Here is a 25,193-nt window from a genome sequence, read left to right as displayed (position 1 = left end):
ATGAATGACATTTCCGCCTCGCGCGACAGCTGGTGGCTGGCCAGCCTCGGCAACACCCTGATCTGGGCGCGCCTGCGCGTTCGCCCGGCCGGCACCGCTGAGGTGCTCGACAGCGATGGCAACACGCTGAGCTATGACAGCGAAGACACCGCCCGTTCGCAGCTGTTCGACGCCGAATTCGTCGAGTATGACGGCCTGGACGAGGAAGACGCGCTGGTGCGCGGCTTCAGCCTGCACGAAGTGCAGCCGCCACAGGCCGACAACGACGAGGGCCTGCGCGGCCGCATGATCCAGTCACTGGGCGCGCGCGCCTGATCCAGGCATGTTCACTCCACGCGCCTTCGCCGAAACCGACCTGCTCTGGCTGGACCGCCTGCTGGCGCGCGATCCATTCGTCACCGTGCTCACCGCCGGCAGCGATGGCCTGCCGGAGCTGACGCGGATGCCGGTGCTGTACCGGCGCGAGGGCGAGCGTATCGAACTGCGCGGCCACTGGGCCCGCGCCAACCCGCAGTCGCGCCACAGCGGTGCGGCCAAGGTGCTGGTCGACGGGCCACACGGTTACGTCTCGGCCAGCTGGTACCCGGACAAGGAGCCTGCGGCACGTGTTCCGACCTGGAACTATGCGGCCGCCGAGCTGCGCGGGCAGCTGCACACGTTCGACGATGCCGATGCGCTGGCCGGGCTGGTCGGTGCGATCAGCGACCACTTCGAAGCCAGCGTTGGCCAGGCCTGGCGGTTCGATGCCACGCGTGCCGAGCATGGCCCGGAACTGCGTGCCATCGTCGGCTTCCGTTTCCAGGTCGAACACGTGCAGCTGAAGCTGAAGCTGAGCCAGAACCATCCCGACGCCAACCAGCGCGCCGTGATTGCCGAACTGGAACAGCTGGGCACCCCTTCCTCCACCGAGTTGGCGCAGTGGATGCGCTGGCACCGCGAACAGGCCGCCCGCAGCGGCTGAACACCCCAGATTCCCGCGACGTCGCAGCCGGATGGCTGCGGTGCGCCCCCACCCGACGCCAGGGACCCGAACATGAAAGACATCCACAAGCTGCTGCAGAACAACCGCGACTGGGCCGACCGCATCGAGAAGGAGGACCCCGACTTCTTCCACCAGCTGGCCAAGCAGCAGCATCCCGAGTACCTGTGGATCGGCTGCTCCGATTCGCGTGTGCCGGCCAACCAGATCATCGGCATGGCGCCGGGCGAAGTGTTCGTGCACCGCAACGTCGCCAACGTGGTCGCCCACACCGACCTCAACTGCCTGAGCGTGGTGCAGTACGCAGTGGACCAGCTGAAGGTCAAGCACATCCTGATCGTCGGCCACTACGGCTGCGGCGGCGTGCATGCCTGCCTGCACAACACCCGCGTCGGCCTGGCCGACAACTGGCTGCGCCATGTCGGTGACGTGGTGCAGAAGCACCAGGGCATCCTCGACGCGATCGAAGACGACGAACTCAAGCACGCCCGGCTGTGCGAGCTGAACGTGATCGAGCAGGTCGCCAACCTCTGCCGCTCGACCATCGTGCTGGATGCCTGGGCCCGCGGCCAGAAGCTGATGGTGCACGGCTGGGTCTACAGCCTGAAGGACGGCCGCGTGCGTGAAATGGGCATCGACGTCGGTTCGCTGGAAGAGCTGCAGCCAGCGTATGAAAAAGCGCTGTCCTTCGTGCCGCGCAAGGGCCGTCGCGACTGATACCCACACGGATGACCACCATGCTCGCTCCGCCGATCAACCTGCACGCCTGGATCGAAGAGAACCGCCACCTGCTGAAGCCGCCGGTGGGCAACAAGATGATCGACAACGGCGATTTCATCGTGATGGTGGTCGGCGGGCCGAACTCGCGTACCGACTACCACTACGACGAAGGCCCCGAGTGGTTCTACCAGCTCGAAGGCGAGATGGTGCTGAAGGTGCAGGAGGACGGCGCGGTACGCGACATCCCGATCCGCGCCGGCGAGATCTTCCTGTTGCCGGGCAAGGTGCCGCACTCGCCGCGCCGCCCGCCCGGGGGCATCGGCCTGGTGGTCGAGCGCAAGCGGCTGCCGCATGAGATGGACGGCGTGATCTGGCACTGCGAGCGCTGCAACCACAAGCTGCACGAAGAGTATTTCCCGCTGCAGAACATCGAAACCGACCTGCCCAAGGTGTTTGCGCGCTACCACGCCAGCCTGGAACTGCGCACCTGCAGCCAGTGCGGGCACGTGGATCCGCTGCCGGTGCCGGCGGCGGGCTGACCACCCGCCCCTAGAGCCGAGCCCATGCTCGGCTGCCGGGCCACGAAGCCGAGCACGGGCTCGGCTCTACAGCTATAGCGGTACGCAGGCATTCCGGGCGTCGGTCCTGCCGTGCCAGGCGCTACACTGGCGGTCCCGTTGCAGCCTGTTGCCCGACCATGTCCGACCTGCTCAGCCGCACCCACGCCATCGCCCTGGACGCCGCCGATCCGCTGCGCCCGCTGCGCACTGAATTCCTGATTCCGCGCCATGGTGGCGGCGAGCAGACCTACTTCGTCGGCAACTCCCTGGGCCTGCAGCCGCGCGGCGCACAGGCCGCCGTGCAGGAAGTGATGAAGCAGTGGGGCGAGCTGGCGGTGGAAGGCCACTTCACCGGCCCGACGCAGTGGCTGTCGTACCACCGCCTGGTGAGCGCGCAGCTGGCCCGTGTGGTTGGCGCACTGCCCAGCGAGGTGGTGGCGATGAACACGCTGAGCGTGAACCTGCACCTGATGATGGTCAGCTTCTACCGGCCAACCACGCAGCGCCCGGTGATCCTGATGGAAGCCGGCGCATTCCCGACCGACCGCCACGCGGTGGAAGCACAGATCCGCTTCCATGGCTTCGACCCGGCCGAGTGCCTGGTGGAAGTGCAGCCGGACGAAGCCAACGGCACGATCTCGCTGACCGCGATCGAACGCGCCATCGCCGAGCACGGACCGCGCCTGGCGCTGGTGCTGTGGCCCGGCGTGCAGTACCGCACCGGCCAGGCCTTCGACCTCGATGCGATCACCCGCGCCGCACGCCTGCAGGGCGCACGCATCGGCTTCGACCTGGCGCACTCGGTCGGCAACTTGCCGCTGCGCCTGCATGACGTGGCGCCCGATTTCGCCGTGTGGTGCCACTACAAATACCTCAACAGCGGCCCGGGCGCGGTGGCCGGCGCGTTCGTGCACGAGCGTCATCACCGCGACACCACCCTGCCGCGCTTTGCCGGCTGGTGGGGCCATGAGGAATCGACCCGCTTCCAGATGGCGCCCCAGTTCACCCCCGCCATCGGTGCCGAGGGCTGGCAGCTCAGCAATCCACCGATCCTTGGCCTGGCACCACTGCGTGCCTCGTTGGACCTGTTCGAGCGTGCCGGCATGGAGGCGCTGCGCAGCAAATCGCTGGCGCTGACCGGCCTGCTCGAAGCACTGGTCCGCGCACGCCTGCCGCAGGTGCTGGACATCATTACCCCGGCCGATCCGCAGCGCCGCGGCTGCCAGTTGTCGCTGCGCGTGATCGGTGGCCGCGAGCGCGGCCGTGCACTGTTCGAGCACCTGCGCGGCATCGGCGTGCTCGGCGACTGGCGCGAGCCTGACGTGATCCGCATCTCGCCCACCCCGCTCTACAACCGCTACCTGGACGTGCACCATTTCGTCGAGGAAGTGGAAGCCTGGGCCGGCCTGTAAGCCAGCCCCTCCCCTGCTGCTGGACAGTTCGTTGATCGCACACGCCTCCCGCTCGTTGAGCATTATCGGTGCCGGCCTTGCCGGGTCTCTGCTCGCCATCCTGCTGTCACGGCAAGGCTGGCGCATCACCCTGTACGAACGCCGTGGCGATCCCCGCATTGCCGACTACGAGAGCGGTCGTTCGATCAACCTGGCGTTGGCCGAGCGCGGGCGCAATGCACTGCGCCAGGCCGGCGTGGAAGACGAGGTGATGGCGCGCGCGGTGATGATGCGCGGACGCATGGTGCATCCACGCGACGGCGAACCGCAGCTGCAGCGCTATGGCCGCGACGACAGCGAGGTGATCTGGTCGATCCACCGCCGTGACCTGAACATCACGCTGCTGGAGCTGGCCGAACGGGCCGGCGCCACCGTGCACTTCCACCGCCGCCTGCACACGGTCGATTTCGATGCCGGCCATGCGCGCTTCATCGATGACCGTGACGACAGCCCGCACGACATCCACTTCGATACCCTGATCGGTGCCGACGGCGCAGGGTCGGCGCTGCGCGCGGCGATGAACCGGCGCGCGCCGCTGGGCGAGGACATCGCCTTCCTCGACCACTCTTACAAGGAGCTGGAGATCCCGCCGGCCGCCGACGGCGGCTTCCGCATCGAGCGCAACGCACTGCATATCTGGCCCCGTGGCCACTACATGTGCATCGCCCTGCCCAACCACGAAGGCACCTTCACCGTCACCCTGTTCCTGCCCAACCAGGGCGATCCCAGCTTCGCGACGGTCAATACCGGTGCGCAGGCCGAGGCGTTGTTCGCGCGCGAATTCACCGATGCGCTGCCGCTGATCCCCAACCTGCGCGCCGACTGGGAGCAACACCCGCCGGGCCTGCTTGGCACGCTCACCCTGGAGCGCTGGCACCAGCAGGGGCGCGCCGTGCTGATCGGCGATGCCGCCCACGCGATGGTGCCGTTCCACGGCCAGGGCATGAACTGCGCATTCGAGGACTGCGTCGCACTGGCTCGCCAGCTGATGGAGGCCGATGACCTGGAGGGTGCGTTCGCCGCGTTCGAAGCCGAGCGCAAACCGAATGCACGTGCCATCCAGCAGATGGCGCTGGAAAACTACCTGGAGATGCGCGACCGCGTGGCCGACCCCGCATTCCTGCTGCAACGCGAACTGGAGCAGGAACTGCAGCGGCGTTGGCCGACCCGCTTCGTGCCGCACTACACGATGGTCACCTTCCTGCACACGCCGTACGCCGAGGCGCTGCGCCGCACCGAACTGCAGCGCGACATGCTGGTGGCCGCCACCACCGGCCATGATTCACTGGACAACATCGACTGGGCCGCGCTGGAAGCGCAGATCCACGCGCAGCTGCCGGTCCTGGAGGGCGCGCACTGATGGCCGACAGCTTCCTGTTCTACGACCTGGAAACCTTCGGCCAGGACCCGCGGCGCACCCGCATCTCGCAGTTCGCCGCGATCCGCACCGATGCCGATCTCAACGAGATCGACACGCCGGTCAGCTTCTTCGTGCGGCCGGCCGATGACCTGCTGCCCTCGCCGATGGCCACCCTGGTTACCGGCATCACCCCGCAGCAGGCGCTGGCCGAGGGCATCAGCGAGGCCGAGGCCTTCGACCGCATCAACGAGCAGCTGTCGCGCCCCGGCACCTGCGCACTGGGCTACAACACGCTGCGCTTCGATGATGAGTTCGTCCGCTACGGGTTGTTCCGCAACTTCCACGATCCCTATGAGCGCGAGTGGCGCAACGGCAATTCGCGCTGGGACCTGCTGGACATGCTGCGCCTGATGCGGGCGATGCGGCCCGAGGGCATCCAGTGGCCGCTGCGCGAGGACGGCGCGACGTCGTTCAAGCTCGAACACCTGGCCGAAGCCAACAAAGTGCGCGAAGGCGATGCGCACGAGGCGCTGTCGGACGTGCGCGCGACCATCGGCATGGCGCGGCTGTTCAAGCAATCGCAGCCGCGGCTGTGGGAGTACGCACTGAAGCTGCGCGACAAGCGCTTCGTCGGCGGCCTGCTGGACGTGGCCGCGATGAAGCCGGTGCTGCATGTTTCCATGCGCTATCCCGCCAGCCGCCTGTGCGCGGCGCCAGTGCTGCCGCTGGCCGTGCACCCGACCATCAACAACCGGGTGATCGTGTTCGACCTGGACGGTGACATCGACGATCTGCTGGCACTGCCGGCCGAGGTGATCGCACAGCGCCTGTACATGCGGGCCAGCGAGCTGCCCGAAGGCGTGGCACGCGTGCCGCTGAAGGAAGTGCACCTGAACAAGGTGCCGGCACTGATCGCATGGAACCACCTGCGCGCCGATGACCACGCGCGCCTCGGCCTGGACGTGGCCGCGATCGAGGCCAAGGTGGAACGGCTGCGCGCGTTTGCGCCGCAACTGGCCGAGAAGGCACGCCAGGTCTACAACCAGCCCCGCGTCGCGACCGTGGCCGATGTCGATGCCTCGCTGTACGACGGATTCCTCGGCAACGGCGACAAGCCGCTGCTCGCGCTGGCACGCACCACCGCGCCGGAGCAGCTGGCCGCGCTGGAAGGGCGCTTCCGCGACCCGCGCCTGCCCGAGCTGCTGTTCCGCTACCGCGCACGCAACCATCCCGGCAGCCTCGCGCCGGCTGAACACCAGCGTTGGCAGGATTACCGCCGCCAGCGCCTGCTCGGCGACGGCGGCCTGGGCGAACTCAACCTGCCCCAGTACCAGCAACAGCTTGATGCACTGGCCGCCGAGGCACCCGGCGACGCGCGGCGCCAGGCCCTGCTGCAATCGCTGCGCGACTGGGGCCAGCACCTGCAGGAGACGCTGTGAGCACCTATTTCTCGGACGCCAGTTTCAGATTCCTGCGCAGCCTGGCGCGGCACAACGACAAGACCTGGTTCAACGACCACCGCCAACAGTATGAAGACCACGTCCGGCAGCCGTTCCTGCGCCTGCTGGGTGACCTGCAGCCGGCATTGGCCGAGGTCAGCGAACACTTCCGCGCCGATACCCGCGGCGTCGGCGGCTCGCTGTTCCGCATCCACCGTGACGCGCGCTTTTCCAACGACAAGTCACCGTACAAGACCTGGCAGGGTGCGCGCCTGTTCCATGAGCGCCGCCGCGAGGTGGCCGCGCCGTCCTTCTATGTGCACCTGCAACCCGGCGAGAGCTTCGTCGGCGCCGGCCTGTGGCATCCGGAGCCGGAAACCCAGCGCCGCGTGCGCCACTTCATCCTCGACAACCCGGGCAGCTGGAAAGCCGCCGCGCATGCGCCGGCCCTGCGCAAGCGCTTCGATTTCGAGGAGAGCGAGAAGCTGGTGCGCCCCCCACGTGGCTTCCCGGCCGACTTCGAGTTCATCGACGACCTCAAGCACCGCAACTGGGTGATGTGGCGCTCGCTGGACGACGCCACCATGACCGGCCCACGCCTGCTGTCCACGCTGGGCAAGGACCTGGCCGCGCTCGGTCCGTTCGTCGATTACCTGTGCGCCGCGCTGGATCTGGAGTTCTGATGTCGCAGGATCTTCCGCTGGCCCGCCAGCGGCGCGTGCTCGGCCGCACCGGCCTGGCCGTTTCACCGATCGGCCTGGGCTGCTCCGGCTTCTGGGGCCATCGCCGCTTCCCGGAGCATGACGCGGCCGCCGTGGTCGAACATGCGCTCGCCCACGGCGTGAATCTGCTCGATACGGGTCACAACTATTCCGGCTTCCATGCCGAGCCGCGCCTAGGCCGCATCCTGCGCCCGTTGCTGAAGCAGTACCCGCGCGACGCGCTGGTGATCTCCAGCAAGGGCGGCACGCTGACCGGCCAGGCCGGCATCAGCGGTGCCGAGCAGCGCAACTTCTCGCCCGCGGCCATCACCGCCAGCTGCGAGGCGTCGCTGCGCAACCTCGGCCTGGATCACCTGGACATCTACCAGCTGCATGGCGCCAGCGAGCACGACATCAACGACGATCTGCTGGCCGCGCTGCAGCGCCTGCGCGAACGCGGATTGATCCGGCACACCGGCATCAACACCCATTCGGCCTCGACCCTGCGCTGGATGATCGCCCATCCGGATGCCTTCGATGTGGTGCTGCTGGACTACAACGCCCTGCAGCAGGACCGCGAACCGCTGATCGACCAGTTGCAGGCGGTGGGCATCGGCGTGCTGGCCGGGACCGTGCTGGCGCAGGGCCACCTGCTGCCCGCGCGCCCGCGCCTGCCACGGCTGGCCGATGGCTGGTACCTGGCGCGCGCCTGGCTGAAGCCCAGCAGCCGCCAGCTGATGCGCAGTGCCCGCCAGATGCGCCGGGCAGTGGCCGCGATCCGCAGCCAACGCCCGGCCCAGACCGCCTTCGCCTATGCGCTGGGCCATCCCGGCGTGGCCAGCGGCATCCTTGGCACCACCCGCATCGGCAGCCTGGACGAGGTGCTGGCAACACGCGTGGAGGCGCTGGGTCCGACCGAGCGCCGACAGCTGGTGGACGCCTTCGGCGACGGACAGGGTTCGCCCAGTCAGTAAGTCTTCACCCGGTACTGCCGCGGTTGCGGCAGTCTGGTCGCCATGAAGAAACTCTCCGCGCTTGTGGTGCTGCTGGTCCTGGCCTTGGTAGCCTGGTGGTTCGGCGGCCCGTACCTGACCGTCAACGGCCTGTCCAAGGCCATCGAACAGCGCGACACCGCGCGCCTGGAGCGTTACGTGGATTTCCCGCGCGTGCGCAGCAGCCTGCGTGCGCAGCTCAATGATTACCTGGTGCGCCAGGCGGGGCCGGACGTGGCGGCCAGCCCGTTCGGTGCCCTCCTCTACGGCCTCGGCGACCAGCTCGGGGGCGCCGCGGTGGAAACCATGGTGACCCCGACCGGGATCGGCGCGATGCTGCAGGGCCACGTGCTGTGGAAGCGTGGCCGTAATGAACTGCAGGGTGGCGACGCCTTCGGCGCGACTGAACCGGCGCGGCCGTTGAAGAATGCCGAACATCATTTCGAGTCATTCGACCGCTTCGTGATCGATGTCGATCGCGGCCCCGGCCAGCCGCCGTTGAAGGTGGTGCTGGAGCCGCAGGGCCTGCGCTGGAAGGTGGTGGACCTGCAGCTGGGAATGTCGGGCAGCCCTTGATCGGACCCGTGGCCTGACGGCAGCGCCAACCAACGGTTGGCACCTACCGGTCGAATCCGCCCTATCCCTCGTTGGCGACGCCGTGCGGTACGTGGCCGGCAGCCACGTGCGCGCGGGCGCTGTCGATGTTGTGCTGCGAATCATCGAAGAAGATGTCGGCACCGAAGGCCTGCAGGAACGGCCCCTTGTGGCGGCCGCCGAGGAACAGCGCTTCGTCCAGGCGCACGCCCCACTCCCGCAGGGTGCGGATCACCCGCTCGTGCGCCGGGGCCGAACGCGCGGTCACCAGTGCGGTACGGATCGGCGCGCTGTCGCCCGCCGGGAACACTTCCTGCAGCGTGTGCAGGGCCGACAGGAAGCCGCGGAAGGGGCCGCCACTGAGCGGCTCGCGGGCGCGTTCGCGTTCATGGCGGCCAAAGGCTTCCACGCCCTGCTCGCGCGAAATGCGCTCACTCTCGTCACCGAAGATCACTGCGTCACCGTCGAAGGCAATGCGCAACTGGCCGGCCGGGCGGCCGGTATCGATCTGGTCGGCCGCTGCCGCAGCGGTCTCACCCGGTGGCTTGGGCAGGATGGTCGCCGCCGCGATGCCATGGCGCAGCGCGCTGCGCACCGATTCCGGGTTGGCCGACAGGAACAGGTCGGTGCCGAACGGCTTCACATACGGCCAGGTCGGTTCGCCAGCGGTGAACGTCGCACGGATGATGCCCAGGCCGTAATGCTGGATCGAGTTGAAGATGCGCAGGCCGGTATCGGCCGAGTTGCGCGACAGCAGGATCACCTCGACCCGCGGGTTCTCCGGGCTGGCGCCCTGGTTCAGTGCCAGCAGCTTGCGCACCACGGGAAAGGCCACGCCGGGGCCGAGGATGTCGTCCTCATGCTGGCGCTGGAACTCGGCATAGGCCGCCACGCCATCGCTCTCGAACAGCGCATGGCTTTCCTCAAGGTCGAACAGCGCGCGCGAGGTCACCGCGACGGTCAGCAAACGGGGGGAGTTGTCGCCCATCGGTGGGGGTCCTTCAAGCGGTCGGCGGGGCCGGCCGCCCATTGTCCTCAAAAAACGAACTGTTCGCTCAGGATCCGGTCTTCCAGATTGTGCTCCGGGTCGAACAGCAGGGTCACACGACGGTCCCTCGACTCGCGGATGGTCACCTCGACCACATCGCGGGTCTCGTGCGAGTCAGCGGTGACGCTGACCGGACGCTTGTAGGGATCGAGCACGCGGAAGCGCACTTCCGTGTCGGCCTTGAGGATCGCCCCGCGCCAGCGTCGCGGCCGATACGGGGCCAGCGGCGTCAGCGCGATGGTATGCGACCCCAGCGGCAACACCGGGCCGTGCGCGGAATAATTGTAGGCGGTACTGCCGGCCGGGGTGGCCACCAGCACGCCGTCACCGATCAGCTCGGCCACCCGCTCCTGGCCGTTGAGGTCGATGCCGATATGGGCCGCCTGCCGGGTCTGCCGAAGCAGCGAGACATCGTTGTAGGCCAGCGACCCGGTGCTGGTGCCGGACTCGGTCAGCGCCACCATTTCCAGCGGGCGCAGGTTGGCCGGTTCGGCACGCGCAATGCGGGCCTGCACGTCATCGTCGCCGCGGTACTGGTTCATCAGGAAACCGACGGTGCCCAGCTTCATGCCGAACACGGGCTTGCCCAGGTGCCCGTGCCGGTGCAGGGTCTGCAGCATGAAACCGTCGCCACCCAGCGGGCACAGTACGTCGGCCTGCTCCGGCGTGTGATCGCCATAACGCGAAATCATCGCCGCGCGGGCCATCTGTGCAGGTTCGGTGGTGCTGGCCAGGAAAGCGATGCGGGGGGTGTCGCTCATCGGTGGATCCGGGTGGGTTTGATGGAGAGCATAACCGAGCGCCGGGAGTTGGACCCCGTGGGGCGGATGACCGGCATATCCGCCGGGACACGCCGTAAACCCATCCCTGGGGGCTCGATCGCGCCATCCATGGCGCTCACGGTCCCGGCGGATATGCCGGTCATCCACCTGGCAGGTTCACGGCCGGCGTCGGGTCAGGTGGTCGCAAAGATCAAGGGCAGAAACAGAACGGCCCCGCTTTCGCGGGGCCGTTCCGGTTCACGCATGCCAGGCGTGGCCCGGCACTACATCACTTACGCGCCGTGTGCCGCCAGCTGGCCCAGGCGCTGGACTGCGACCGAGACGGTCGGGTAGTCCAGGGTCTTCTGCTCGGCCAGTTCGGCCAGCATCGCCAGGGTGAAGCGCAGGCTGTTGTCGTCGCGGCCCATCCAGGCAGCGACCTTGGCCTCGGCACTGTTGCCCTTGGTGCCCAGCACCTGCCCGGCCAGGTTGCGGTGGTTGGCTGCCAGCTCGTCACGCAGCACGCCACGCGCCACCGCGTGCCAACGACCGTTGACCTCCAACGCGTCGACCTGCTCGAACAGCCACGGCAGCTGCAGGGCATCGCCCAGGCGGAAGTGGACCTTGGACACGTCCACCGGTTTCAGCTTGCGGGTGCGGGCCAGTTCGATGATGTCGAACGCCGGCTCCAGGAAGTGCAGTTCGGCCAGCTGCTGCGCCAGCGCGGACGGCAGGCCCTTTTCCTTCCACTCGGCCACCAGGGCTTCGTAGGTCGGACGCTGCGAATCCGGCAGCACGCCCGAGGCAACGCGGATGTCGTTGAACGGACCCTGGTAGCGGTTGACCGCTTCGGTGATGCCCGGCATCGCGCCCGGGCGCGACAGCAGCCAGCGCACGAACGAGCGCTGCAGCTTCCAGATCACTTCCAGCGCATCGATCTGCACCGACTCGGGCACCTTGCCGTCGAGCGCGTCGATCTGCGCCCACAACGCGCGCGCATCCAGCGTCTCGCGGCTGATGGTGTACGCCTTGGCAACCTCGGCGATGGAACGGCCGGTGTCTTCCTGCATGCGCATCAGGAAGGTGGCGCCCATGCGGTTGATGGTCTGGTTGGTCACAGCCGTGGCGATGATTTCGCGCTTCAGGCGGTGACGCTCCATCGCGTCGGCGTACTTCTTCTGCAGCGGGGTCGGGAAGTAGCGCTGCAGTTCCTTGGACAGGTACGGATCTTCCGGGATGTCCGAATCCAGCAGCTGGTTGAACGCCACCAGCTTGGAGTAGGACAGCAGCACCGACAGTTCCGGACGGGTCAGGCCCTGGCCGCGTGCCTTGCGCTGCGACAGCTCGGCGTCGGACGGCAGGAACTCGATCTGGCGGTCGAGCAGGCCCTGCTGTTCCAGGGTGCGGATGAAGTGCTGCTTGGACCCCAGGCGCTTGACCGCCATCCGCTCCATCAGGCTCAGCGCCTGGTTCTGGCGGTAGTTGTCGTTGAGCACCAGCTCGGCGACTTCATCGGTCATCGACGCCAGCAGCTTGTTGCGCTGCTCGACGGTCAGCTTCTTGGCCCGCACCACATCGTTGAGTAGGATCTTGATGTTGACTTCGTGGTCGGAGGTATCGACGCCGGCCGAGTTGTCGATGAAGTCGGTGTTGAGCAGCACGCCGGCCTGCGCGGCTTCGATGCGGCCCAGCTGGGTCATGCCCAGGTTGCCGCCCTCGCCCACCACCTTGCAGCGCAGCTCGCCACCGTTCACGCGCAGCGCGTTGTTGGCACGGTCGCCCACGTCGCTGTGCTGTTCGCTGGCGGCCTTGACGTAGGTACCGATGCCGCCGTTCCACAGCAGGTCGACCGGCGCCTTCAGGATCGCGCTCATCAGATCGTTCGGCGACAGCGCCTTGACGTTCTCGTCCAGGCCCAGCGCTTCACGCACCTGCGGGGTGATCTCGATCGACTTCAGGCTGCGCGGGTACACGCCGCCGCCCTTGCTGATCAGCTTGGTGTCGTAGTCCGCCCAGCTCGAACGCGGCAGGGTGAACAGGCGCTCACGCTCGATGAACGACGTGGCCGCATCCGGATTCGGGTCCAGGAAGATGTGGCGGTGGTCGAACGCAGCGACCAGGCGGATATGGCGCGACAGCAGCATGCCGTTGCCGAACACGTCGCCGGACATGTCGCCGACGCCGACCGCAGTGAAGTCCTGGCTCTGGCTGTCACGACCCAGCGCACGGAAGTGGCGCTTGACCGATTCCCACGCGCCGCGCGCGGTGATGCCCATGCCCTTGTGGTCGTAACCGACCGAACCACCGGAGGCGAACGCATCGCCCATCCAGAAGCCGTGCGCGATGGCCAGGCCGTTGGCGATGTCGGAGAAGGTCGCCGTGCCCTTGTCCGCGGCCACCACCAGGTACGGATCATCCATGTCGTGGCGCACGACATCCAGCGGCGGCACGATCTTGTTGTTGACGATGTTGTCGGTGATGTCCAGCAGGCCCTGGATGAACAGCTTGTAGCAGGCCACGCCATTGGCAAAGATCGCATCGCGATCGCCGTTCACCGGCGGGGTCTTGGCAAAGAAGCCGCCCTTCGCGCCGACCGGCACGATGACGGTGTTCTTGACCATCTGCGCCTTGACCAGGCCCAGCACTTCGGTGCGGAAGTCTTCGCGACGGTCCGACCAGCGCAGGCCGCCACGCGCAACCGCACCAAAGCGCAGGTGGGTACCTTCCACGCGCGGACCGTACACGAAGATCTCGCGGTACGGGCGCGGCTTCGGCAGGTCCGGCACCAGCGCCGAATCGAACTTGAAGCTGATGACATGGCCATGCTGGCCGTTGGCATCGGTCTGGTAGTAGCTGGTACGCAGGGTCGCGTCGATCACGCCCATGAACGAGCGCAGGATGCGGTCCTCGTCCAGGCTGGACACGCGATCCATCAGCTTCAGCAGCGCATCGCGCGCGGCCTGCATCTGCGCGTCGCGGTCGCCCTTGCGGGCATCGACCACGCTCTTGAGCACCTTCAGGGTGGCATCGTCGCCAGCGGCCAGCACATCGAAGTGGGCCTTCAGCTGGGCCTGCCCGGCCGCGATGTCGTCCTTGCTCTCATGGCCGGTGGCCGGATCGAAGCGGGCCTCGAACAGTTCGACCAGCAGGCGGGCCAGCAGCGGGTAACGCGCGAAAGTACCTTCCACGTAGGCCTGCGAGAACGGCACGCCGGTCTGCAGCAGGTACTTGCAGTAGCCACGCAGCATGGCGACCTGGCGCCAGTGCAGGCCGGCAGCCAGCACCAGGCGATTGAAGCCGTCGTTCTCGGCGTCGCCGTGCCAGACGCGGGCGAAGGTCTCGCCGAAGGCTTCATCGACACTGGCGGCATCGATCGCGCCAGCGGTCGACTCGACCTCGAAGTCCTGCACGTACACCGGCGCGTTGTCGACCGACAGCCGGTACGGACGCTCGGCGATCACGCGCAGGCCCATGTTTTCCATCATCGGCAGCGCGTCCGACAGCGGGATGTCGTCCAGCTGGCGATACAGCTTCAGGCGCAGGCCATCGCCGCCCTCGCGCGGCACGGCCTGCAGGCTCAGGCGCAGGTCGTCCGGGCCGGTCAGCGCGTCGAGCTGGCTGACATCATTGGCGGCAACGGCGGTGCTGTTGTCTTCGATGTAACCGGCCGGCAGCGCCTTGCCGATGCGGGCGGCAATGCGCAGGCCTTCGGTCTCGCCATGGCGGGCCACCAGCGCCTCGCGCAGGTCGTCCTGCCAGTTGCGCAGCACCTGGGCCAGCTTCTGCTCCAGTTCGGCGGTATCGACGTCGAGCATTTCACCCGGCTTCGGGCGCACGATCAGGTGCACCTGCGCCAGCGGCGATTCGCCCAGCACCACCGAGCTGTCGACGTACTCGCCGTGCAGGGCGTCCTTGAGCATCGCTTCGATGCGCAGGCGCACGTCGGTGTTGAAGCGCTCGCGCGGCAGGTAGACCAGCGCGGAGATGAAACGGCTGTACTTGTCGCGGCGCAGGAACAGACGGCTGCGCACGCGCTCCTGCAGGCCCAGCACGCCCATCGCGGTGCGGAACAGTTCGTCCTCGCTGGACTGGAACAGCTCTTCGCGCGGCAGGGTTTCCAGGATGTGGCGCAGGGCCTTGCCGCTGTGGCTGGCCGGGGCCAGGCCCGACTGCTTCATCACGTGCTCGTGGCGCTGGCGCACCAGCGGGATTTCCCACGGGCGGCGGTTGTAGGCGCTGGAGGTGAACAGGCCGAGGAAGCGCTGCTCGCCGATGATCTTGCCCTTGGCGTCGAATTCCAGCACGCCGATGTAGTCCATGTAACCGGCGCGGTGCACGCGCGAACGGGCGTTGGTCTTGGTCAGGATCAGCGCGTCCTTCAGCCCGGACGTGGTGTTCAGGCCCTGCGCGGCCAGGGTCTTGACCGGACGGGCGGCGGACTTGTCCTTGCCGCGCATCAGGCCCAGGCCGGTGTCGTTCAGCGGCGCCAGCACCTCTTCCTTGCCCTGCTTCTCGACGCGGTACTCGCGGTAGCCGAAGAAGGTGAAGTGGTTGTCAGCGGCCCAGCGCAGGAACTCCTGTGCTTCCTTGCGCGACGCGTCGTCGACCGGCAGCTGGCGGCTGCCCAGGTCGTCGGCCAGTGCCAGCGCCTTGTCCTTCATCGGCTGCCAGTCGCGCACGATCGCACGCACTTCATCCAGCGCCTTGTTGATGGCCTGCTCGATGGCAGCCATCGCATCGGCCGGCTGGCGGTCGATTTCCAGCAGCATCACCGACTCGGCATCACCCTCGCCGACCTTGACCAGCTTGCCGGCCTTGTCGCGGGTGAAGCGCAGCACCGGATGGCCCAGCACGTGGACACCCACGCCCTGTTCGGCCAGCGACATGGTGACGGTATCGACCAGGAACGGCATGTCGTCGTTGACGATCTGCAGCACGGTATGCGGCGATTCCCAACCGTTGGCCTTCGCGGTCGGATTGAACACGCGGACGTTGGCCTTGCCAGCCTTGCGGGCCCGGGCGAATTCCAGCGTCTCAGCCGCGAGAGCGGCCCACTCTTCAGCGCTGTGGTGCGGGAACTCGTCCGACTCCATGCGCTTGTAGAAGTCAGTGGCGAAAGCCACTGCTTCGGCCTGTGCGGCCGCGGGGTAGCGCTTGCGCAAGGCCGTGTACACCGGCTCCAGGGAGAAACCAGCGGTCACTGCGACCTCCGACTCTGCTGGTTTCGTCTTGTTTTTCACGGTCTTGGCTGCGGTTTTTTGCGGTTTCATGGCAGAGCGATGCGCTTGCTCAGTTGGGAAAATGAAATTGTAGCCCTACCGCACGAAAAGGCCTTGCTGCAGGACGGAATAAGCAGATTCGGGTTTGCTGCGGTTTAAACGCCTATTCAGTTCGCACCGGTATGGTGATGGCGCCTGTTTCAGCACTGCCGACAGGATCGGCAAAACGTGTTACCGGAAGACACACGCGGCGACGCCGATGCGATTCCACAATCCTGAACTGGACGGTATAGTCCACCGCGTGAACCCGGCCTACCTCCCCGTTGCCCTCGATGCACGCGATGAGCGTGTGTTCGACGCCGTACGCGAACTGCTGGCCCAGCAGGGCATGCAGATGAGCATGGACGCGGTGGCCCAGCATGCCGGCTGTTCCAAGCAGACCCTCTACTCGCGCTATGGCAGCAAGCAGCAACTGCTGCGCCGGGTAATGCAGCGCCACGTCGGCCACGCCACCGGGGCCATGGTTCGTGCACTCCGCAGTGACGACCTGCGTGCCAGCCTGCTCCAGTTCGCCACCGACTTCCTGGAGCACTTCAACCAACCGCACGTGGGCCAGGCCTGCCGGCTGATCGCCGCCGACGCGGCCCAGTTTCCCGAAGAGGCGCGTACGCTGTACCGGCATGGCGCCGGCGCACTGACGCTTCATCTTGCTGAATGGATTGAAACCGTTTGCATGCAGGGCCAGCTCCGGCATGACGACCCGCACTTCATGGCCGAACTGCTGCTGAGCATGATCGCCGGTCAGGATTTCGACAAACAGCGCTTCCATACCCCCCATCGTGATGACGCGGTCTTGCGTCGGCGCTGGGCAGAGTTCTCCGTCGACAGCTTCCTGCGCGCCTTCGCGCCTCAGCCGTCGCCGGCCCCGTCTACAAACCAACCCCGGAGTTCCTCCTGATGACCGCCCCACTCCGCACCCTTGCCTTGACGTGCGCCGTTGCTGTCGCGCTGGCTGCCTGCAAGAAGCCGGAACAGCAGACGCCCCCGCCGCCGGAGGTGGGCGTGATCGACGCCAAGCCGCAGACCCTGCCGCTGCAGCGCGAGCTGGTCGGCCGCCTGTCGCCGTTCCGCAGCGCCGACGTCCGCGCACGCGTGCCCGGCGTGCTGCTCAAGCGCGTCTACCAGGAAGGCTCGCAGGTCAAGCAGGGCCAGACCCTGTTCCTGATCGACCCGGCGCCGCTGCGTGCCTCGCTCAACGCCTCCGAGGCCCAGCTGGCCTCGGCCCGCGCGACCTACGCCAACGCCAAGGTCGCCGCCGACCGCGCACGCTCGCTGGCCCCGCAGCAGTTCGTCTCCAAGTCCGACCTGGACAACGCCGAATCGGCCGAGCGGACCGCGCTGGCCGCGGTCAAGCAGGCCGAAGCGGCAGTGACCTCCTCGCGGATCAACCTGGGCTATGCCGAAGTGACCGCGCCGATCAGTGGCGTGGCCAACAAGCAGCAGGTCACCGAGGGCGCGCTGGTGGGCCAGGGCGATGTGACCCTGCTGACCACCGTCGACCAGCTCGACCCGCTGTACGTCAACTTCTCGTTGAGCGTGGACGAGCTGACCCAGCTGCGTGCGCAGCAGGCCAAGGGCGCGCTGGCGCTGTCCGGCGACGGCAAGGCCACGGTGGCCGTGAAGCTGGCCGATGGCAGCACCTACAGCGAGCCGGGCACGCTGGACTTCTCCTCGACCACGGTCGACCCGGCCACCGGCGCCGTGTCGCTGCGCGCGCTGCTGCCGAACCCGCAGCAGATCCTGCTGCCGGGCGCCTTCGTCAGCTTCCAGGCCAACCTGGGCGAGCGCAACAACGCATTCCTGGTGCCGCAGCAGGCCCTGCTGCGCGATACCACCGGCGGCTACGTGATGGTGGTCGGCGCCGACGGCAAGGTCGTGCGCAAGAACGTGAAGACCGATGGCGCGCAGAACGGCAACTGGCTGGTCAGCGACGGCCTCGCCGCTGGCGACAAGGTGATCGTGGCCGGCGTGCAGAAGGTCAAGGAAGGTGCACCGGCGGTGGCCAAGCCGTGGACCCCGGGCCAGGACGCCAAGGGCAAGCCGGCCGCAGGCGGCGCCGCCCCGGCGGGCGCTGCACCGGCTGCAGGCAAGGCACCGGCCGACGCGGCCAAGCCCGAGCAGGCCGATGCGGCCAAGCCGGCCGCCACCGATTCGAACAAGCAGTAACGGGAACCTTCCGTCATGCCTAAATTTTTCATCGAGCATCCAGTCTTCGCCTGGGTGGTTGCGATCCTGATCTCGCTCAGCGGCGTGATCGCGATCCTCAACCTGGGCGTGGAGTCCTATCCCAACATCGCCCCGCCGCAGGTCACCGTCTCGGCCACCTACCCGGGCGCCAGCGCCGATACCACGGAAAAGTCGGTCACCCAGGTGATCGAGCAGCAGCTGACCGGCATCGATCACCTGCTGTACTTCAGCTCCTCGTCCGCCTCCAACGGCCGTGCACAGATCACCCTGACCTTCGAGACCGGTACCGATCCGGACATCGCCCAGGTGCAGGTGCAGAACAAGGTCTCGCTGGCCACGCCACGCCTGCCCTCGGAAGTGACCCAGCAGGGCGTGGTGGTGGCCAAGGCGAACGCCGGCTTCCTGATGGTGGTGGCGCTGCAGTCCGACACCCCGACCATCAACCGTGACGCCCTGAACGACATCGTCGGTTCGCGCGTGCTCGACCAGGTCTCGCGCATCCCCGGCGTCGGCAGCACGCAGCAGTTCGGTTCCGAGTACGCCATGAACATCTGGCTGAACCCGGAGAAGATGCAGGGCTACGGCCTGTCGGCCAGCCAGGTGCTGGCCGCGGTGCGTGCACAGAACGTGCAGTTCGCCGCCGGCGCACTGGGTTCGGACCCGTCGCCGGAAGGCCAGCACTTCACCGCCACGGTCTCGGCCGAAGGCCGCTTCAGCTCCCCGCAGGAGTTCGAGAACATCATCCTGCGCGCCAATGCTGACGGTTCGCGCGTGCTGCTGAAGGACATCGCCCGCGTTGCCTTCGGTGCCAACAACTACGGTTTCGACACCCAGTACAACGGCAAGCCGACCGGCGCCTTCGCCATCCAGCTGCTGCCGGGCGCCAACGCCCTGAACGTGGCCGAAGCGGTGCGCGCCAAGATGGACGAGCTGCAGCCCAGCTTCCCGGCCGGGGTTACCTGGTTCTCGCCGTACGACAGCACCACCTTCGTCAAGATCTCGATCCAGGAAGTGGTCAAGACCCTGTTTGAAGCGGTCTTGCTGGTGTTCCTGGTGATGCTGATCTTCCTGCAGAACTTCCGCGCGACCCTGATCCCGACCCTGGTCATCCCCGTCGCCCTGCTTGGTACCTTCCTGGGCATGTGGATGATCGGCTTCACGATCAACCAGCTGACCCTGTTCGCGATGGTGCTGGCCATCGGCATCGTGGTCGACGACGCGATCGTGGTGATCGAGAACGTCGAACGCATCATGACCGAGGAGGGCCTGGCGCCCAAGCCGGCCACGCAGAAGGCGATGACCCAGATCACCGGCGCGGTGGTGGCGATCACCGTCGTGCTGGCCGCGGTGTTCATCCCCTCCGCCCTGCAGGGCGGTGCCGCCGGCGAGATCTACAAGCAGTTCGCGCTGACCATCGCCATCTCGATGGCATTCTCGGCGTTCCTGGCGCTGGGCTTCACCCCGGCGCTGTGCGCGACCTTCCTCAAGCCGACGCACAACGACAACCCGAACATCGTCTACCGCACCTTCAACAAGTACTACGACAAGATCAGCCACACCTATGTGGGCCACATCACCTCTGCGGTGCGCCATGCGCCGCGCTGGATGATCCTGTTCGTGGTGCTGACCGCGCTGTGTGGATTCCTGTTCACCCGCATGCCGGGCAGCTTCCTGCCGGAAGAAGACCAGGGCTATGCCCTGGCGATCGTGCAGCTGCCGCCGGGCTCGACCAAGGGCCAGACCAACGAAGTGTTCGCGCAGATGCGTGGCATCCTGGAAAAGCAGGATGGCTATGAAGGCATGCTGCAGGTGGCCGGCTTCAGCTTCGTCGGTTCCGGCGAGAACGTGGGCATGGGCTTCATCCGCCTGAAGCCGTGGGAGGAACGCAAGTTCACCGCGCCCGAGTTCATCCAGAACATGAACGGCGCGTTCTACGGCATCAAGGAAGCGCAGATCTTCGTGGTCAACCTGCCCACCGTGCAGGGCCTCGGCCAGTTCGGTGGCTTTGACATGTGGCTGCAGGACCGTAGCGGTGCCGGCTACGAACAGTTGACCCAGGCCCGCAACATCCTGCTCGGCCAGGCCGCGCAGAAGCCGGACCACCTGGTTGGCGTGCGCCCCAACGGTCTGGAGAACGCGCCGCAGCTGCAGCTGCACGTGGACCGCGTGCAGGCGCAGTCGATGGGCATGTCGGTGTCGGACGTGTACAGCACCATCCAGCTGATGCTGGCCCCGGTGTACGTCAACGACTTCTTCTACGAGGGCCGCATCAAGCGCGTGACCATGCAGGCCGATGGCCCGTACCGCACCGGCCAGGAATCGCTGAAGAGCTTCTACAGCCCCTCCACCCTGACCCAGAACGCCGATGGCACCAACGCGATGATCCCGCTCAACACGGTGGTCAAGTCCGAATGGGTGTCGGCGCCGCCGTCACTGAGCCGCTACAACGGCTACTCGGCGATCAACATCGTCGGTTCGCAGGCACCGGGCACCAGCTCGGGTGAGGCGATGCAGACCATGGAAGGCATCGTCAACGACGACCTGCCGGCCGGCTTCGGCTACGACTGGTCGGGCATGTCCTACCAGGAAATCCTGGCCGGCAACGCTGCGACCCTGCTGCTGGTGCTGTCCATCGTGGTGGTGTTCCTGTGCCTGGCCGCCCTGTATGAAAGCTGGTCGATCCCGGTGGCGGTGCTGCTGGTGGTGCCGCTGGGCGTACTGGGTGCCCTCGGCCTGTCGATGCTGCGCGGCCTGCCCAACGATCTGTTCTTCAAGATCGGCCTGATCACCGTGATCGGCCTGGCGGCGAAGAACGCGATCCTGATCGTGGAATTCGCGGTGGAGCAGCGCGCAGCAGGCAAGAACCTGCGTGATGCCACCATCGAAGCGGCGCGCCTGCGTTTCCGCCCGATCCTGATGACGTCGTTCGCGTTCATCATGGGCGTGATCCCGATGGCGATCTCCACCGGTGCCGGCGCCAACTCCCGCCACGCCATCGGTACCGGCGTGATCGGCGGCATGCTGTTCGCCACCCTGCTCGGCCTGCTGATGATCCCGGTGTTCTTCGTCGTCGTGCGCCGCATGCTCGGCGACAAGCTGGACGAACCGTCCAAGGAGTTCATGGAACGCCAGCGCGACGCGGATGCCGCACACCGTCCGGATCGTTGATCCGGCGGTGCGCTGAGAACGAAAAGGCCCCGGAGCGATCCGGGGCCTTTTTCTTGCCACAGTCAAATTCATGCCAACCAAGGTTGGCATCTACCGGAACAACGGCATGGCCGAGTTCGAGTCACGTCTCAGCGCAACAGCGCGACCACCACGCACACTGCCACGATTACCAGTGCAGCCCACTGCATGGGCACAAAGAAGAAATGATGGGGCGCCACTTCGCCCTTCTGCCGGGGTGCCCGGTTGAGCCACAGGCCCAGCACCACGTTCACCGCCGCGCCAATGCCAGCACCCAGCAACACCTGCGAGAGCGGGATGTTGCCCTTGGGGCCTTCGTGCGGGAAGAAATACGCCAGCAGCAGGATCGCTGCAATCGGCGTCACCAGCGTCATGATTCCCCAACCGCGATAGATCACGTCGTCATCCTCGAAGAAACGGACTGCATTAGAGCAGCATGCGTCTCCGCAGGCCAACGGCAATGACGTCATCTGGATGACCATCATCCACGCATGGCGTGGACCTGCCGCCGCGCCGCCATTGTGGCGGCGCGGCCAGGCGACTCAGCGCAGCCCGGTTTCGTTGCGGGCGATCACCAGGCGCTGGATCTCCGAAGTACCTTCGTAGATCTCGGTGATCTTGGCATCACGGAAGTAGCGCTCCAGCGGCATCTCCTTCGAATACCCCATGCCGCCGTGGATCTGCACCGCCTGGTGGGTGATCCACATCGCCGCTTCCGAGGCGGTGAGCTTGGCGATGGCGGCTTCGTTGCTGAAGCGCTTGCCCTGGCCCTTCACCCACGCCGCGCGCAGGGTCAGCAGCAGCGCTGCGTCCAGCTTGCACTTCATGTCGGCAATCTTGGCCTGGGTCATCTGGAAGGTACCGATGGCCGCGCCGAATGCCTTGCGCTCCTTGACGTATTCGATCGTCGCTTCATAGGCGGCACGGGCGATGCCGATGGCCTGCGAAGCGATGCCGATGCGACCGGCATCGAGCACGCTCATGGCGATCTTGAAGCCCTCGCCTTCCTGGCCCAGCACGTCTTCGGCCTGCGCCACGTAATCGTTGAACTCGATCTCGCAGGTGGCCGAGGCGCGGATGCCCAGCTTGGGCTCGGTCTTGCCACGACCGAAACCGGCCTTGTCGGTATCGACGATGAAGGCGGTGATGCCGCGCGCGCCCTTGTCCGGCTCGCTCATCGCGAACAGCACGATGTACTTGGCCACCGGACCGGAGGTGATCCAGCTCTTCTTGCCATTGATGACGAAGGTGCCGTCGGCCTGCTTCACCGCGCGGCAGCGCATGGCGGTGGCATCGGAACCGGACTGCGGCTCGGTCAGCGCGAACGCGCCGATGGACGTACCTTCGGCGATGGCACGTACGTAGGTCTGCTTCTGATGCTCGGTACCGTGGGTCAGGATGCCGTTGCAGAACAGCGAATTGTTGACCGACATGATGGTCGAATGGGCTGCGTCGGCGGCGGCGACCTCCACCATCGCCAGTACGTACGCAACCGGGTCCATGCCCGCACCGCCGTATTCGGTCGACACTTCAATGCCCATCAGGCCGTTCTCGCCCAGCAGGCGGATGTTGTCCAGCGGGAACTCGCCGGTGCGGTCATGGTGCTCCGCACTGGGGGCGATCTTTTCCTGCGCGATGCGCCGCGCAACGTCCTGCAGCATCAACTGCTCTTCGGTAAAGCTGAAATCCACAACACCCTCCCGGGTACATGAAGTTATGGGCCGCATACGGCGCGCCCAGGTGCTGCGATTGTACCGGGGCCCGGCAGTTTCCGTACGCTGGCGACTTGACCGCGACAGGCCCCTTCAGCGAATATATCTCTATATCGCGATAGGTAGATGTTTATGGATCTGGAAGACTGGTCGACCCGCCTGAAGGTGTTCGCCGATGCCACTCGCGTGCGCCTGCTGGCGCTGCTGGAGCAGGAGGAACTGACCGTGGCCGAACTGTCGGCGATCACCCGGCTGGCGCAGCCGCGCGTGTCCACCCACCTGGCACGCCTGAAGGAAGCCGGGCTGGTCCGCGACCGCCGTGCCGGCGTGTCGGCCTATTACCGCTTCGACGAGGCCCAGCTGGACCCGGCGCAGCGTGCATTGTGGCATGCCTTGAGCAACGGAAGCGATGACCCGCTGCTGCGCCAGGACGCTGAACGCGTGGCCGCCGTGCTGGCCCACCGCGCCTCCGACCAGAACTGGGCCGACAGCGTGGCCGGCGACATGGAACGCCACTACTCTCCGGGCCGTACCTGGGAGGCGCTGGCACGCACCGCGCTGCCGCTGCTTGAGACCGGCGACGTGCTGGACATCGCCTCTGGTGATGGCGTGCTGGCCGAACTGGTTGCCCCGCATTCCAAGCGCTACATCTGCATCGATACCAGCGCGCGCGTGGTCGCCGCCGCCAGCGAGCGCCTGCGGCGGCTGCCCAATGTGGAAGTGCGCGAGGGCGACATGCATGCCCTGCCGTTCAAGGATGCCAGCTTCGACCTGGTGGTGCTGATGCATGCGCTGACCTACGCCAGCAAACCGGCGCAGGCGGTGACTGAAGCTGCACGCGTACTGCGCCCGGGCGGCCGCCTGCTGCTGTGCAGCCTGGCCCGCCACGAACACAAGGCCGCGGTGGAAGCCTACGGCCACGTCAACCTCGGCTTCAGCGACAAGGAGCTGCGCAGGTTCGTCGACAAGGCCGGCCTGCAGGTGTCCAGCCTGGAGACGGTCACGCGCGAGAAGCGTCCGCCGCACTTCGAAGTGATTTCGCTGATCGCCAACAAGCCCTGAGCCAGAGACCGCCATGCCCGCCCTGCCCTGGTTGCATCCTGATCGTGCCAACGCCCTGCTCGACGCCCTGCGCGAGCGGATCCTGATCATCGATGGCGCGATGGGCACGATGATCCAGCGCCACGGGCTGCAGGAGCAGGACTATCGCGGCGAGCGCTTCGCCGGTGGTTACGACCATGCCCATGGACCCGGCTGCGACCACGCCGCGCCCGAGGGTCACGACCTGAAGGGCAACAACGATCTGCTGCTGCTGACCCGCCCGCAGATCGTTGCCGACATCCATACCGCCTATCTGCTGGCCGGCGCCGACCTGGTGGAAACCAACACGTTCAACGCCACCTCGGTGAGCCAGGCCGATTACCACCTGGAACACCTGGTGTATGAGCTGAACAAGGCCGGCGCAGCCGTCGCGCGCGCCTGCTGCGATGCGGTCGAGGCCACCACGCCGGACAAACCGCGCTTCGTGATCGGGGTGATCGGCCCGACCAGCCGCACCGCTTCGATCAGCCCTGACGTCAACGATCCGGGCTTCCGCAACACCAGCTTCGACGAGCTGCGCGACACCTACCGCGAAGCCATCGAGGGCCTGATCGACGGCGGCGCCGATACCCTCATGGTCGAGACCATCTTCGACACGCTCAACGCCAAGGCCGCGCTGTATGCGCTGGAGGAAGCGTTCGATGCGCGCGGCGCGCGGCTGCCGGTGATGATCTCCGGCACCATCACCGACGCTTCCGGTCGCACCCTGTCCGGGCAGACCGCCGAGGCCTTCCATGCATCGCTCGCCCACGCCCGACCGTTGTCGATCGGATTGAACTGCGCGCTGGGCGCCGATGCGATGCGCCCACATGTGGAAACCCTCTCGCAGGTCGCCGACTGTCATGTCAGCGCCCACCCCAACGCCGGCCTGCCCAACGCGTTCGGCGAGTACGACGAAACCCCTGAAGAGATGGCCACCACCCTGCGCGGCTTCGCCGAGGATGGCCTGTTGAACCTGGTCGGCGGCTGCTGTGGCTCCACCCCCGAGCATATCCGTGCGATTGCCAATGCCGTGGCCGGACTGCCGCCGCGCGCACTGCCCGGCACCCGGGAGCAGGCCGCATGAACGTTGCCGCCACCGTCCCGCACTTCCCGCCCTACTGCTGTTGAGCCGACGCCTGCC

General features: G+C 66.8%; 20 protein-coding genes. 15 read left to right on the top strand and 5 right to left on the bottom strand.

Annotated features, from left to right (window positions below; genetic code table 11):
• The 10 genes from AC5P66_RS14890 (at nt 1) to AC5P66_RS14845 (ending at nt 8,778) form a co-directional block, all read left to right on the top strand.
• The gene (locus AC5P66_RS14890; RefSeq protein ID WP_005417404.1) at nt 1-315 is read left to right on the top strand and encodes a hypothetical protein; all 315 of its coding nucleotides are present in this window, start codon (nt 1-3) and stop codon (nt 313-315) included.
• 7 nt (nt 316-322) lie between these two features.
• Nucleotides 323-961, top strand: a complete 639-nt coding sequence (locus AC5P66_RS14885) for an FMN-binding negative transcriptional regulator (RefSeq protein ID WP_049439549.1) — start codon at nt 323-325, stop codon at nt 959-961.
• Between the two features lie 72 nt (nt 962-1,033).
• Complete coding sequence (gene can, locus AC5P66_RS14880) at nt 1,034-1,696, top strand: carbonate dehydratase (RefSeq protein WP_005417406.1); 663 nt, start codon at nt 1,034-1,036, stop codon at nt 1,694-1,696.
• A gap of 20 nt (nt 1,697-1,716) precedes the next feature.
• Complete coding sequence (locus tag AC5P66_RS14875; protein ID WP_032954300.1) at nt 1,717-2,238, top strand: 3-hydroxyanthranilate 3,4-dioxygenase; 522 nt, start codon at nt 1,717-1,719, stop codon at nt 2,236-2,238.
• 158 nt (nt 2,239-2,396) lie between these two features.
• Nucleotides 2,397-3,671 (top strand): kynureninase, encoded by a 1,275-nt coding sequence (gene kynU, locus AC5P66_RS14870; RefSeq protein ID WP_099495579.1) that lies wholly within the window; start codon nt 2,397-2,399, stop codon nt 3,669-3,671.
• 31 nt (nt 3,672-3,702) lie between these two features.
• On the top strand, nt 3,703-5,070 hold the full coding sequence (locus tag AC5P66_RS14865; RefSeq protein WP_099495580.1) for an FAD-dependent oxidoreductase: 1,368 nt from the start codon (nt 3,703-3,705) through the stop codon (nt 5,068-5,070).
• Nucleotides 5,070-6,509 (top strand): exodeoxyribonuclease I, encoded by a 1,440-nt coding sequence (sbcB, locus tag AC5P66_RS14860; protein ID WP_099495581.1) that lies wholly within the window; start codon nt 5,070-5,072, stop codon nt 6,507-6,509. The genes AC5P66_RS14865 and sbcB overlap by 1 nt, the downstream gene beginning before the upstream one ends.
• Complete coding sequence (locus AC5P66_RS14855) at nt 6,506-7,192, top strand: DUF2461 domain-containing protein (RefSeq protein WP_070489082.1); 687 nt, start codon at nt 6,506-6,508, stop codon at nt 7,190-7,192. Before sbcB ends, AC5P66_RS14855 begins: the two co-directional genes overlap by 4 nt.
• Nucleotides 7,192-8,184 carry an aldo/keto reductase gene (locus tag AC5P66_RS14850; protein ID WP_180880921.1) on the top strand — a complete coding sequence of 331 codons (993 nt, stop codon included), beginning with the start codon at nt 7,192-7,194 and terminating at the stop codon, nt 8,182-8,184. Before AC5P66_RS14855 ends, AC5P66_RS14850 begins: the two co-directional genes overlap by 1 nt.
• A 42-nt stretch (nt 8,185-8,226) precedes the next feature.
• Nucleotides 8,227-8,778 (top strand): DUF2939 domain-containing protein, encoded by a 552-nt coding sequence (locus AC5P66_RS14845; protein ID WP_049415630.1) that lies wholly within the window; start codon nt 8,227-8,229, stop codon nt 8,776-8,778.
• Nucleotides 8,779-8,839: 61 nt separating this feature from the next.
• On the opposite strand, the gene AC5P66_RS14840 is transcribed toward AC5P66_RS14845, so the two are convergent.
• The 3 genes from AC5P66_RS14840 to AC5P66_RS14830 form a co-directional block, all read right to left on the bottom strand.
• A complete protein-coding gene (locus AC5P66_RS14840) occupies nt 8,840-9,784 on the bottom strand; it encodes a 5'-nucleotidase (protein ID WP_049415637.1) in 945 nt (314 codons plus the stop codon).
• Between the two features lie 47 nt (nt 9,785-9,831).
• Nucleotides 9,832-10,605, bottom strand: a complete 774-nt coding sequence (locus AC5P66_RS14835; protein ID WP_049465824.1) for an NAD kinase — start codon at nt 10,603-10,605, stop codon at nt 9,832-9,834.
• A 293-nt stretch (nt 10,606-10,898) separates the two neighbouring features.
• Nucleotides 10,899-15,875: an NAD-glutamate dehydrogenase gene (locus AC5P66_RS14830; protein WP_049415644.1), complete on the bottom strand. Its 4,977-nt coding sequence runs from the start codon at nt 15,873-15,875 to the stop codon at nt 10,899-10,901.
• 250 nt (nt 15,876-16,125) lie between these two features.
• On the opposite strand from AC5P66_RS14830, the gene AC5P66_RS14825 reads away from it, so the two are divergent.
• From AC5P66_RS14825 to AC5P66_RS14815, 3 genes are read left to right on the top strand one after another with little or no spacing between them, the layout of a single operon-like run.
• Nucleotides 16,126-16,782: a TetR/AcrR family transcriptional regulator gene (locus AC5P66_RS14825; protein ID WP_049415647.1), complete on the top strand. Its 657-nt coding sequence runs from the start codon at nt 16,126-16,128 to the stop codon at nt 16,780-16,782.
• Nucleotides 16,782-18,050 (top strand): efflux RND transporter periplasmic adaptor subunit, encoded by a 1,269-nt coding sequence (locus AC5P66_RS14820; RefSeq protein ID WP_099495584.1) that lies wholly within the window; start codon nt 16,782-16,784, stop codon nt 18,048-18,050. The genes AC5P66_RS14825 and AC5P66_RS14820 overlap by 1 nt, the downstream gene beginning before the upstream one ends.
• A gap of 15 nt (nt 18,051-18,065) precedes the next feature.
• Nucleotides 18,066-21,239 carry a multidrug efflux RND transporter permease subunit gene (locus tag AC5P66_RS14815; protein WP_049415653.1) on the top strand — a complete coding sequence of 1,058 codons (3,174 nt, stop codon included), beginning with the start codon at nt 18,066-18,068 and terminating at the stop codon, nt 21,237-21,239.
• Nucleotides 21,240-21,367: 128 nt separating this feature from the next.
• On the opposite strand, the gene AC5P66_RS14810 is transcribed toward AC5P66_RS14815, so the two are convergent.
• Together AC5P66_RS14810 and AC5P66_RS14805 are read right to left on the bottom strand one after the other, a co-directional pair.
• A complete protein-coding gene (locus AC5P66_RS14810) occupies nt 21,368-21,631 on the bottom strand; it encodes a hypothetical protein (RefSeq protein ID WP_099495585.1) in 264 nt (87 codons plus the stop codon).
• A gap of 168 nt (nt 21,632-21,799) precedes the next feature.
• Complete coding sequence (locus AC5P66_RS14805) at nt 21,800-22,948, bottom strand: acyl-CoA dehydrogenase family protein (protein ID WP_099495586.1); 1,149 nt, start codon at nt 22,946-22,948, stop codon at nt 21,800-21,802.
• Nucleotides 22,949-23,101: 153 nt separating this feature from the next.
• Between AC5P66_RS14805 and AC5P66_RS14800 the strand changes: the two genes are divergently transcribed.
• Both AC5P66_RS14800 and AC5P66_RS14795 read left to right on the top strand, forming a co-directional pair.
• Entirely contained in the window at nt 23,102-24,031 is a 930-nt protein-coding gene (locus tag AC5P66_RS14800; RefSeq protein WP_049412993.1) for an ArsR/SmtB family transcription factor, read from the top strand.
• Nucleotides 24,032-24,044: 13 nt separating this feature from the next.
• Entirely contained in the window at nt 24,045-25,136 is a 1,092-nt protein-coding gene (locus tag AC5P66_RS14795) for a homocysteine S-methyltransferase family protein (RefSeq protein WP_049412991.1), read from the top strand.
• The last annotated feature ends 57 nt before the right edge of the window (nt 25,137-25,193 follow it).

The organism is Stenotrophomonas sp. YJH_SMC_122 (genome assembly GCF_059369535.1).
Note: the sequence above shows the minus strand (reverse complement) of the source record. Positions and strands in the feature narration are given on the sequence as shown.

Coding starts and splice junctions, on each gene's coding strand:
- kynU (WP_099495579.1), top strand. CDS start 2,397: ATGTCCGACCTGCTCAGCCGCACCCACGCCATCGCCCTGGACGCCGCC.
- AC5P66_RS14820 (WP_099495584.1), top strand. CDS start 16,782: ATGACCGCCCCACTCCGCACCCTTGCCTTGACGTGCGCCGTTGCTGTC.
- AC5P66_RS14830 (WP_049415644.1), bottom strand. CDS start 15,875: ATGAAACCGCAAAAAACCGCAGCCAAGACCGTGAAAAACAAGACGAAA.
- AC5P66_RS14835 (WP_049465824.1), bottom strand. CDS start 10,605: ATGAGCGACACCCCCCGCATCGCTTTCCTGGCCAGCACCACCGAACCT.
- AC5P66_RS14800 (WP_049412993.1), top strand. CDS start 23,102: ATGGATCTGGAAGACTGGTCGACCCGCCTGAAGGTGTTCGCCGATGCC.
- AC5P66_RS14840 (WP_049415637.1), bottom strand. CDS start 9,784: ATGGGCGACAACTCCCCCCGTTTGCTGACCGTCGCGGTGACCTCGCGC.
- AC5P66_RS14850 (WP_180880921.1), top strand. CDS start 7,192: ATGTCGCAGGATCTTCCGCTGGCCCGCCAGCGGCGCGTGCTCGGCCGC.
- AC5P66_RS14795 (WP_049412991.1), top strand. CDS start 24,045: ATGCCCGCCCTGCCCTGGTTGCATCCTGATCGTGCCAACGCCCTGCTC.
- AC5P66_RS14890 (WP_005417404.1), top strand. CDS start 1: ATGAATGACATTTCCGCCTCGCGCGACAGCTGGTGGCTGGCCAGCCTC.
- sbcB (WP_099495581.1), top strand. CDS start 5,070: ATGGCCGACAGCTTCCTGTTCTACGACCTGGAAACCTTCGGCCAGGAC.
- AC5P66_RS14875 (WP_032954300.1), top strand. CDS start 1,717: ATGCTCGCTCCGCCGATCAACCTGCACGCCTGGATCGAAGAGAACCGC.
- AC5P66_RS14810 (WP_099495585.1), bottom strand. CDS start 21,631: ATGACGCTGGTGACGCCGATTGCAGCGATCCTGCTGCTGGCGTATTTC.
- AC5P66_RS14885 (WP_049439549.1), top strand. CDS start 323: ATGTTCACTCCACGCGCCTTCGCCGAAACCGACCTGCTCTGGCTGGAC.
- can (WP_005417406.1), top strand. CDS start 1,034: ATGAAAGACATCCACAAGCTGCTGCAGAACAACCGCGACTGGGCCGAC.
- AC5P66_RS14815 (WP_049415653.1), top strand. CDS start 18,066: ATGCCTAAATTTTTCATCGAGCATCCAGTCTTCGCCTGGGTGGTTGCG.
- AC5P66_RS14845 (WP_049415630.1), top strand. CDS start 8,227: ATGAAGAAACTCTCCGCGCTTGTGGTGCTGCTGGTCCTGGCCTTGGTA.